Below are 10,861 nucleotides of genomic sequence, written 5' to 3' on the forward strand. Positions count from 1 at the left end.
CCCCGCACGCCCCGGAGAGGACCCCGCCCATGTCGACGACCCGTCACCTCGTCAACCGCCGCCGCCGGCTGGCCACGGCACCATCGCGTACGCCGGGGGCCGAGCTGGATCCGGCACCCGAGCCGGACACCGCCGTCGCCACCGATGTCGAACCGCAGGCCGTGGCAAGCACCGGTACCGCCCGCCACACCGATGCCGATGCCGCTGCCGGGGCCGACACCGCTCCTGATGCCCCGACGGATGGTCCACGCGACAAGGCATCCCGTCTCCGGGTCACGCTCCCCGTCGTGCTGTGCGCCCTCACCGTTCTCCTCGGGGCCTTCGCCGCCTGGGCGTTCGCCTCCGCCGACGGACTCCGCGACGAGCCGGCCCGGCAGAACACCGCGCTCACCGACATCGGCCGGACCAGTGAGGTCAAGGGCCGGATCAGTGAGGCCGTCGGCGCGGTGTTCTCGTACGACTACGCCTCGCCGGCCCGGTCCGACCGCGCGGCGAGCACCTATCTGACCGGCCGGGCCGTGCAGCAGCACAAGGACATGCTCGCCGACGTACGGGAGCAGGCCCCGAAGCAGAAGCTCGTCCTGACCACCACCGTCACCGAGAGCGGGGTGGAGTTCCTCGACGGCGACCGCGCCCGGCTGCTGGTCTTCGCCGACCAGAGCAACACCCGTACCGGCAAGGACGAGGAGACGACGTACGCCGCGGCCATGTTCGCCGTGGACGCGGTTCGCCGTGGGGACACCTGGCTGATCGCCGCCATCGACACGTTCGCTCGCTGAGCCCCGGAGAGGGAGACCGCATGAGCTTCAACCGCACGGTGCGCCGCCGGCTGAGCACAACGGCCACCGCCGTCGCCGCGATGACCGCGCTCACCGCGTCCCAGGCCCCGGGGTTCGCGCTGCCCGAGTCCCGGCAGGAGAAGGCGGCGTCGTCGGACGATGTCGTGTGGACCGAGGTGCCGGGTGACGACGTCTACCACACCGAGTTACCGCCGCTGCGGTCCCCGAAGCCGCCCGCGCCCCTGAAGTCCGGGAAGAAACCCGATCCCGTCGTGGCCCGTGCCCGGTCCGAGGCGGGCATCCCGGCCACGGTGCTGGCCGCCTACCGCAAGGCCGAGAGCGCGGTGGGCCGCAGCGACCCGGGCTGCGGGCTGCCGTGGCAGCTGCTCGCGGCGATCGGCAAGGTCGAGTCCGGCCAGGCGTCCGGCGGGCGGGTCGACGCGCGCGGGACGACGCTCACCCCGATCCTCGGCCCCGCGCTCGACGGGAACGGCTTCGCGCTGATCCGGGACACCGACAACGGGGCGTACGACGGCGACCGCGCCTACGACCGGGCCGTCGGGCCGATGCAGTTCATCCCGTCCACCTGGGCCGCCTGGGGGGCGGACGCCAACGGCGACGGCCGCCGGGACCCGAACAACATCTACGACGCGGCGCTCGCCGCCGGGCACTACCTCTGCGCCGGACCCCGCGATCTGACCCGCCGAGCCGACCTGGACCGGGCGATCCTGAGCTACAACCGCTCCGACACCTATCTGCGGACGGTGCTGTCCTGGCTGGAGTTCTACCGCAAGGGCAGCCACCCGGTCGCGGACGGCAGGGGCGTTCTCCCGGTCAGCCCCGGACCCGGCGGGAAGACCCCGCCCAGGGCCCCGGTCGGTGGCCCCGGCGCGCCGGACCGTCCCGGCAAGGGCGACGGAGGCGTCGTCGTCGGCCCGCAGTCCACCCGGCCGCCGAGCCCGACGCCCACACCGCGTCCCACGGACCCCGGCTCGCCGAGCCCGAGCCCCGACCCGACCGACCCGACGGATCCCGATCCGACGGATCCCGATCCCACCGACCCCGATCCCACCGACCCCGGCCCGAGCCCCAGCCCCGATCCCACCGACCCCGATCCGACAGACCCGGGTCCCACCGACCCCGATCCCACCGACCCGGGTCCCACCGACCCGGGCCCGGACCCCGACCCGACCGGACCCACCACACCGCCCGACCCCGACCCCGGCGAGACCGGCCCGGGCTGCCCCGCCGACACCGCGTCACCGTCCCCGTCAGGCGACACGGGGACGGCGGCCCCCGGCGTGTCGGACGAGCCCTGCGCCACGCCGACCGGTGACCCGGAGTCAGCCGCCTGACAGCACCTCGGACAGGTCGTAGGAGACGACCTCCTCCAACTGCGCGTACGTACAGCCGGCGGGGGACCGGTCCGGGCGCCACCGGCGGAACTGGGTGGTGTGCCGGAACCGGTCGCCCTCCATGTGGTCGTAGGCCACCTCGCAGACCCGCTCGGGGCGCAGCGGAATCCAGGACTGGTCCTTCCTGCCCGACCAGCGGTTCTGCGTCCCCGGCAGCCGCGACTGCTCGTGCGCCGCCGCGTCCGTCCACGCGCCCCACGGGTGCTCGGCGAACTCGGCGCGCAGCGGGGCGAGTTCCTCGGCGAGCTCGGCGCGCCGCTTCATCGCGAAGGCCGCGCAGACCCCGACGTGCTGGAGTACGCCTTCGGCGTCGTACAGGCCGAGCAGCAGCGAGCCGACGACCGGGCCGCTCTTGTGCTCGCGGTAGCCCGCCACCACGACGTCGGCGGTCCGCTCGTGCTTGATCTTGTACATCGCCCGGGTGTCGGGCCGGTAGGGCAGATCGAGCGGTTTGGCCACGACCCCGTCGAGCCCGGCCCCCTCGTACAGTTCGAACCACTGGCGCGCGACCTCGATGTCCGTGGTGGACGGGGCGAGGAGGACGGGCGCGTCCGCGCCGGAGAGCGCCGCTGTGAGCACCTCCCGCCGGTCCGCCTGCCGGGTGGGGAGAAGGGAGGTGTCGTCGACCGCGAGGATGTCGAAGGCGATCAGGCTCGCCGGGGTCTGTTCCGCCAGCATCCGGACCCGGGAGTCGGCCGGATGGATGCGCTCGCCGAGCCGGTCGAAGTCGAGCCGGCCCTCGTGGGCGACGACGATCTCCCCGTCGATCACACAGCGCGGCGGGAGACTGTCCCGTACGGCGTCGACGAGGTCGGGGAAGTAGCGGGTCAGGGGCTTTCCGGTGCGGCTGCCGATCTCCACCTCGTCGCCGTCGCGGTACACGATCGCCCGGAAGCCGTCCCACTTCGCCTCGTAGCTCATGCCCGGCGGGATCTTGGCCACCGACTTGGCGAGCATCGGCTTCACGGGCGGCATCACCGGCAGGTCCATGACCCGATTCTGGGCCGTGTACCCACCCATGTCTCCCGATGTGCGGCATATGTGCGACCGGCCTACGGTGGCCGTCATGGGAGCAGCGGTGGAGCTGGACGCGGGCGGACGGGCCGTGAGGCTGTCCAACCCGGACAAGGTGTACTTCCCGGAGAAGGGCTACACCAAGAGGGACGTGGCCGAGTACTTCCTGGCGGTCGGACCCGGGATCACGCGTGCCCTGAACCACCGGCCGACCACGCTCCAGCGGTTCGTGGACGGGGTCGAGGGCGACTTCTTCTACCAGAAGCGCGCCCCGAAGAACCTCCCCGAGTGGATCCCCACCGCGCGCATCGCCTTTCCCAGCGGCCGTCCCGCCGACGAGATCTGCCCCACCGAGCTCGCCGCCGTGATCTGGGCCGCCAACCTCGGCACCCTCACCTTCCACCCGTGGCCGGTCCGTGCCGAGGACACCGACCACCCGGACGAACTGCGCATCGACCTGGATCCGCAGCCCGGCACCGACTACGCCGACGCCGTCACCGCCGCCCACGAGCTGCGCTCCGTCCTCGCGGACCACGGCGTACGCGGATGGCCCAAGACCTCCGGCGGCCGGGGCATCCACGTCTTCGTGCCCATCGAGCCCGCCTGGACCTTCACCGAGGTGCGGCGCGCCACCATCGCCGCCGGGCGCGAGCTGGAGCGGCGGATGCCCGAGCGGGTGACGACCGCCTGGTGGAAGGAGGAGCGCGGCGAACGGATCTTCGTCGACTTCAACCAGACCGCCCGCGACCGCACCATCGCCTCCGCCTACTCCGTACGCCCCTTCCCGCACGCCCCGGTCTCCGCGCCGCTGCGCTGGGAGGAGATCGACGACGCCGAACCGCGCGACTTCGACATCGTCACGCTCCCGGCGCGCTACGCCGAACTCGGCGACGTCCACGCCGACATGGACCAGGAGGCGTTTCGGCTCGACGGGCTGCTGGAGCTGGCCGACCGGGACGAGAAGGAGCGCGGGCTCGGCGACATGCCCTATCCGCCGGAGTACCCGAAGATGCCCGGCGAGCCCAAGCGCGTCCAGCCAAGCCGCGCCCGCCACGATGACGACGACGGTGAGATGGAGTGAGCGGGAGCGGCGACAGGGGAGAGAGGGGCGAGAAGGGCGGGAGCAGCGAGAGGCACGGCGCGCACGCGCGTCCGCCCACCCTCCGCGAGCGCTGGGAGGCGTACAAGAACAGCCCGTTCCTCCCGGCGACCGTGCTCGTCCTGATCGTCGCCGCCGCGGCCGGCCTCTTCGCCGGCTCCTACACGTACGCGATGGCCGACCCCACTCCGCACCGCATCCCCGCCGCCCTGGTCACCCGGCCGGCGGCCGAGCACGGTGAGGCCTTCGTCGTGGGGATGGAGCAGGCCCTGGACGCCTCCCTCGAAGTGCGCGACTACCCGGACGTCGCCGACGCCCGCCGCGCCCTGGACGAGCAGAAGGTCTTCGCCGTCGTGCGCGCGTCCGACGGCGGCGGGGTGGCGCTCGACGTGGCCGGGGCCTCCGGCGCGTCCGTGGCCGAACTGCTCGGCAAGGCCGGGTCGGAGGTGGGGGACGCCACCGGGGTAGAGCTCACCGTCCGGGACATCAAGCCGCTCCAGAGAGGCGACCCGCGCGGGCTCGCCCTGTTCTACATCTCGCTGGCCGCCGTGATCATGGGCTTCCTCGGCGCGATCCAGCTCAGCGTGCACGCCCATGGCCTGAATCCGGCCGAACGGATCGTCTTCACCGCCGCGTACGCCCTGCTCGGCGGCTTCGCCATCGCGGCGGCCGTGGACTGGTGGCTCGGGGCGGTGGACCTGCCGTTCGTCCAGTCCTGGCTGATCCTGGCGTTCACGATGTTCACCTCCGGCATGGTCTTCACCATGTTCAACACCCTGATGGGCCGCTGGGCGATGATCCCGACCTGGGGCGTGATGGTGCTGCTCGGCAACCCGTCCTCCGGCGGAGCGGTGTCCTGGCCGCTGCTCCCCTCGGCGCTCGGGCACATCGGCCGCTGGCTGCCGCCGGGAGCCTCCGTCAACGCCCAGCACACCGCCGTCTACTACCAGGGTCACCAGTTCGTCTTCCCGTACCTGGTCCTCACCGGCTGGGCGCTGGTCTCCTGCACGGTCTTCTGGGTGTGGCGGCACCGACACCCCGGTGGCCGCGCCCGCACGCCGGAGCATGCGGCCGCGGCCACCTGAGCGGAAGGGGCCGGGGGCCTTCAGCTCCTTGACCCGGATGTCGCGGTACGAGATGACGTCGCTGACGCCGTGCACCTGGAGCCCGATGTAACCGGAGGCGAACCGCCGGCCGTCGGTGCCGGGGTCGTCGCCCCGCGGCGGCTCGAAGAGCTGACCGCGGGTGTTGTCGAGCTCGTTGATCAGGACACCGTTGCGGTAGATCTCGTAGTGCTGGTCCACCACCTTGATCTCGTAGTCGTTCCAGGTTCCCTTGGGCGTGACCCCGGCGCCGCCGAGCCCCACCCGGTCGAAGCCGTACACCGAACCGGTCTTGTACATGTCGCCGTCCGGCCGGTCGTTGACCTGGACCTCATGGCCGTACTTGATGGCGACCCACTCCGGACGCGACTCCTCCGGGTGGTCGTGGACCTTCGGGAAGCGGACGAAGACCCCGCCGTTGGCGTTGCCCGCGCCCGGGGCGTCGTCCCGCCACTGGAGCTTCAGCGAGAAGTCACCGTACGCACGGGTCGGGAACCACAGCATGCCCATGCCGTCCACCGTGGTGGAGCTGGTGATCGAGCCCTCCTCCTCGTTCAGCCCGAACGCGCCGCCGCCCACGTGGCTCCACTTGGCGAGCGAGGCAGCTGTGCCGTCGAAGAGCTTGGTGTAGCCCTCGACCTGGCCCGGCTTCCCGATGCCCGACAGCTTGGCGGCCCGGTAGATCGCCCTGCGCTCGCGCCGGTCGATGACACCGTCGGTCTTCAGCTCGGCCATGTCGGTGGCCCGGTAGCGGACCGTGTGCTCGCCGACCTCGTTCACTACGACGGGCGTGGTGTAGGGCTGCCACTCGCCGTCCGCCCCGAGCGCGAACTCGACGGTGTCGACGCCGGAGCCCTCGTCGGTGGCCTCGATACTGACCGTGGCCTGGCCGATGTACGCGCCGTCACCGTCTCTGTCGCCGTCGACCTTCGCCGAGGTCGCGGGGGCCTCGGTGTCCTCGCCGCCGCCCTCGGTGACGGTCAGGATGCCTTGCATCATGCCGTGGCCGGGGATCGTGCAGTGGTAGAAGTACCGGCCGGGCGACAGCGTGACCTCCACGCTGTGCTTGCCGCCCTCGTCGTCGCCCGGGTTGGCCAGGATGTTCAGCTGGACGTCGTTGTTGAACTCCGGGTCCGAAACGCCGAACGTCAGCGTGTGCGGCATGCTCGTCGTGTTGCCGGTCGCCGTGCTGTTCTCGAAGACGATCGTCGCCTTGCCGGCCACCGCCGTCTTCGGAGCGGACAGATAACGGTCGATCGGGTCGCCCGCGGTCCAGGTGAGGACCTGGTCGGCGGCGGCCGCCGGGGGAGCGTCGTCCCCCTTGCCGTACGCGGCCGTCGAGGTCAGCCCGAGGACCATCAGGAGGGAGGCCAGCAGGGCCACCCAGAAGCTCGGCGGACGCCGCCGCCCGCGTGCGGGGTACGGGTGGTGTCTCACTTCGCTGCCGCCTTTCCGACGAGGTCCTCGGCGGCCGGGGTCGCACCGCCGCCCTGGTACGTCACGCGCCACAGCGCGGACTTGGAGTCGGAGGTGAAGAAGCCGCGCCCGTAGTCCAGGACGTACAGCGAACCGTCCGGCGCGAACTTCCAGTCCATCAGATTGCGGATGCCGTCGGCCCCGACCGGGATGATCTCCTTCAACGACTCGGCGTGCGTGGGCAGTCCGCCCTTGCCGGCCGTCCTCGGGTCGGTGAGCACGGCGTGCCGGGGCTGGGTGCCGTCGTAGAAGTCGCCGACGAACCACTTGCCGTCCCAGTAGGCCGGCCACTTGGCGGTGGACTCGCTCTGCGCGTCGTAGCGGCAGACCGGGCCGTTCATCGTGGCCTGCCCGCCGCCCTTGAGCCAGGGCAGGAGTTCCTTGCCCTCGTCCGCCTTGTAGCTCGGTACGCCGTTCTCGTCGCGCGGGTAGTCGACCCCGCCGCCCTGCGGCGAGTACCAGATGGTGTTCGGGGTCACCGGTGGCAGCTTGACCAGACCGTCGTTGTTCGGCGACTCGTTCTTCGGGGCGTCGCAGTCGTACCAGCCCAGCGGCTTGGTCGGATCCGGCAGGTTGCGGTCCCGGTAGGGCTGGTAGTTGCCCATGCAGTACGGCCAGCCGTGGTTGCCCGCCTTGGTGATCGCGGCGAACGTGTCGTACTTCGCCGGGCCCCAGGTGGTGGACGGGGAGCCCGCGTCGGGGCCGACCCAGCCCGCGTACAGCGTGTCCGTCGAGGTGTCGATCGAGATCCGGGCCGGATTGCGCACGCCCATCACATAGATCTCGCCGCGGGTCTTGCCGCCGCCCTCGTCCGGCTCCTCGCCGGTGAAGAGGTTGCCCTCGGGCAGGGTGTAGGTACCGTCGTCCTCCGGGTGGATCCGCAGGATCTTCCCGTTGAGGTTGTTGGTGTTGCCCGCCGTGCGCCGCGCGTCGGCGAAGGAGACGCCCTGGTAGTTCGGCTGCGGGTTGTTGCCGGAGTAACCGTCGCTGAAGCCTGAGGAGTTGTTGTCACCGGTCGCGATGTACAGGTTGTCCTGCGAGTCCCACGCCATGCCGCCGCCCGCGTGGCAGCAGCTGTGGATCTGCACCGGCCAGCCGAGCAGCACCTTCTCCGAGGCCAGGTCCAGCTTGTCGGTCGCGGAGTCGAAGGTGAAGCGGGAGACCTGCCGGGTCGCCATGCGCTTGTCGCGGTCGATCTTTGCGTGCGGCGTGTAGTGCAGGTACACCCACCCGTTGGACGCGAAGTCCGGGTCCAGCTCGATGCCGAGCAACCCCTCCTCGACCTTGACCAGTTCGTCGCCGCCGCCCTTGTTGCCGAAGACGTCCAGCGCACCGGCGAGCGTGACCTTCCCGGTCTTCGGGTCGTAGACGTGGATCTCGCCCTTGCCCTCGCCGGTGTCCGGGTCACTCCAGTGGATGACGACGGGGGCGGAGCTGTCGGCCCCGCCGCGCCCGATGTAGAGGACCCGCCCGTCCGGCGCGGTCACCAGGCCGTGCGGTTCGCCGATCTGGTCGTTCCGGCCCGGCTGGTTGGGCTCGGTGACCCGCTCGGCGGTGTAGTTCGAGGTGATCGTCGCCTTGCAGTCGGCCTGCGAGGTCCGGTTCGTCCAGGCGAGGGCGCCGCGCAGATGGTCGCGGAAGTCGGTCTCCGCGAAGCTGTTCGCCGTACCGCCCATCGCCGTGCAGAAGGACCGGCCGCCGTCGTAGTCACGGCACCAGGAGACCGGGTGGTCGCAGCCGTTGGCACTCGCGCCCGGCTGGTACGTCAACTCCCGTACGCGCGCCACGGTGTGCACGTCGCCGGACGGGTTCTCCGTCCAGTTGAGCCACTTGTCCGGGCGCTTCCACTCCAACGGCAGGTTCTTGGTGGCCGGGTGGATCCGGTCCCCGATCTCGACGGTCGCCCGCTGCACGGACGTCGGGCTGTTCGCCGCCGGACGGGCCCCGACCAGACCGGTGAACCAGTCCGAGTACGGCTCGGTGCGCGCCGCGTCGTGGATGCCGAGGAAGCCGCCGCCCGCCTCCATGTACGCCTCCAGGCCCGCTTCCTGCGCCGGGTCGAGGACGTCGCCCCCGCCGGTCAGGAAGACGACGGCGTGGAAGGAACCGAGCCGCTTGCCGTTGGTGAAGACCCGGGGGTCGGCCGTGGCCACGGTGGCGAACCGCGCTGACTCCGGGCCGCTCAGCCCGATCTTCTCGATCGCCGCGATCCCGGCGTTCGTGTACGGTGCCTCGTCGCCGGCCGAGGCGTGGAATACCAGCACCTTGACCTGCTTCGCGGAACCGGGCGGAGTCGGTAAGGACAACGTTGTCGCCATATTCTCGACCAGCGCCCTGTCCGGCGACGGATCCGCGCTGGCCGGGCTGCCGCCGCCCAGCATGGAAACGGTCAGTGCGCCGGCCGCCACGGCCGCCGCGAGGCCGCGTCGTGATCTGGACCGGTGATGTGATGCGCGCTGCATGTGGTCACCCACCCCTCTGTTGTCACTGCACTTCTCGGTGACTGTGGCTTGGTCACTCTTCGTCACTGGCTCTTGATTCACTGCGACAGCGCACGAAGCTAGACTTCTTTTCGGGCTCTCCTGCTGCATGTGTGGGTCATCTTGTCCGGGGTTGTCGTCCGGGCAGGATGGGCTTGTCTCCGGCGAGGGTGAGCATGACGAGGGCGATGATGGCGTCGGCGGAGTGGAAGCCGAAGCCCCGGCGGATGATGAGGCGGGTCTTGGTGTTCGTGGACTCGATCAGTCCGTTGCTCATGCCGGTGGTGAGTGCGGCGCGGATGGCTTCGTAGTGACGTCGGATCTTGCGCTGGAGGTCGACGAAGCCGTCGATGCGGCAGCGCCTCGCCCAGCCGATCCACCGGTCCAGGGCCCGCAGTGCGGCTGTCGGACGGGACTTGGCCAGGGAGAACACCGTACGGAGGGCTTCCTTGAGCTGCCAAGCCCGGTGCAGGCGTCGGTCGGTGGCGGCGATCCAGGTCAGCTTGGCGGCCTGGCGGTCGGTCAGGTCGGCCTTGTTCTTCCACAGCGCGAAGCGGGAGTCCTTCAGCGCCCGGGCCCTCTCCTTGTCGCCGGCCTCGCGGCGGGCCCGGTTCCAGGCGGCGCGGCGCTCGGTGTCCAACGCTTCGGTGGCCCAGGCCACCACGTGGAAGGGGTCCATCACCCGGATCGCGTTCGGGGCGCGTCGAGTCAGGGCCTCGGCGATCCAGCCCGCCCCGTCGGCGCTGACGTGGGTCAGTCTCGCGGCCCGGTCGTCGCCGAGGTGGTCGAAGAAGGCGTCCATGACGTCCTTGCCGTGGCCGTCGGCCATCCACACCACTCGTCCGGTGTCATGGTCGACCACGCAGGTCATGTAGCGGTGGCCGCGCTTGTAGGAGATCTCGTCGATCCCGACCCGCCGCAGCCCGGCCAGTCGGTCGACGGCCCCGTCGCGGTCGGCGACGTAGCGCTCGACGATCCGGCCCACCGTCCGCCAGGACGTCCGTATCAACACCGCCGTCGCGGACTTCGAGCACTCCGCGGCCAGCCACGCGGTCCGCTGGTCGAAAGCGCGGGTGTGCCCGGCACCATGACGGGCCCAGGGCACCGCGACGACCGTCGGCCCATGCTCCCGGCAGGCCACCCGAGGCGCATCAGCCTCCAGGAACACCCGCACCGCACCGTGGTCCAGGGCCCGCCACCGGCGCCGTCCCCGGCCACCGTCGTACCAGGACGCGGGCCGGACACAGATCCCACACCGCTGCCGCCGCCGCGCTTCGGGCCGTACCGACACGATCACGCACTGTTCGTTCCCGTCGAAGCGGACCCCTTCGACCACGGCCTTTCGACCATCAGGGTCCGCTTCCATATGCTGAAGATAGACACGCCGCTTCTCTGCTTGATCAACCTTGTTGCTAGACACCTCAAGGTTCACAGAGAGCGGCGTGTTTCACGTATCAGCCCAGCTCAGAGCCCCCACACATATGACAGGAGAGCC

Annotated in this window: 6 protein-coding genes and 2 pseudogenes; 4 read left to right on the forward strand and 4 right to left on the reverse strand. The window is 71.0% G+C overall.

Annotated features, from left to right (window positions below):
- The first annotated feature begins 29 nt into the window (after positions 1 to 29).
- A complete protein-coding gene (locus tag B9S58_RS16610; protein ID WP_103532885.1) occupies positions 30 to 779 on the forward strand; it encodes a hypothetical protein in 750 nt (249 codons plus the stop codon).
- A gap of 20 nt (positions 780 to 799) precedes the next feature.
- The gene (locus B9S58_RS16615) at positions 800 to 2,134 is read left to right on the forward strand and encodes a lytic murein transglycosylase (protein WP_103532886.1); all 1,335 of its coding nucleotides are present in this window, start codon (positions 800 to 802) and stop codon (positions 2,132 to 2,134) included.
- Here B9S58_RS16615 and B9S58_RS16620 read toward each other — a convergent pair.
- Positions 2,123 to 3,184, reverse strand: coding sequence for an ATP-dependent DNA ligase (locus B9S58_RS16620; RefSeq protein WP_103532887.1), 1,062 nt, complete (start codon positions 3,182 to 3,184; stop codon positions 2,123 to 2,125). The two genes, B9S58_RS16615 and B9S58_RS16620, sit on opposite strands and share 12 nt — an antisense overlap.
- A 76-nt stretch (positions 3,185 to 3,260) precedes the next feature.
- Between B9S58_RS16620 and ligD the strand changes: the two genes are divergently transcribed.
- Positions 3,261 to 4,289 carry a non-homologous end-joining DNA ligase gene (gene ligD / locus B9S58_RS16625; RefSeq protein WP_258044642.1) on the forward strand — a complete coding sequence of 343 codons (1,029 nt, stop codon included), beginning with the start codon at positions 3,261 to 3,263 and terminating at the stop codon, positions 4,287 to 4,289.
- Positions 4,286 to 5,392, forward strand: coding sequence for a hypothetical protein (locus B9S58_RS39115; protein ID WP_103532891.1), 1,107 nt, complete (start codon positions 4,286 to 4,288; stop codon positions 5,390 to 5,392). Before ligD ends, B9S58_RS39115 begins: the two co-directional genes overlap by 4 nt.
- Before the next feature lie 21 nt (positions 5,393 to 5,413).
- On the opposite strand, the pseudogene B9S58_RS16635 reads toward B9S58_RS39115, so the two are convergent.
- The 3 genes and pseudogenes from B9S58_RS16635 to B9S58_RS16645 form a co-directional block, all read right to left on the reverse strand.
- Positions 5,414 to 6,628: pseudogene (locus B9S58_RS16635) on the reverse strand (family 16 glycoside hydrolase); the annotation flags it as partial.
- Positions 6,629 to 6,843: 215 nt separating this feature from the next.
- Positions 6,844 to 9,294 carry a ThuA domain-containing protein gene (locus tag B9S58_RS16640; protein WP_103532889.1) on the reverse strand — a complete coding sequence of 817 codons (2,451 nt, stop codon included), beginning with the start codon at positions 9,292 to 9,294 and terminating at the stop codon, positions 6,844 to 6,846.
- 190 nt (positions 9,295 to 9,484) lie between these two features.
- Positions 9,485 to 10,716: pseudogene (locus B9S58_RS16645) on the reverse strand (ISL3 family transposase).
- Positions 10,717 to 10,861 lie beyond the last annotated feature (145 nt).

It is taken from the genome of Streptomyces sp. SM11 (assembly GCF_002910905.1).
Lineage (GTDB): Bacteria > Actinomycetota > Actinomycetes > Streptomycetales > Streptomycetaceae > Streptomyces.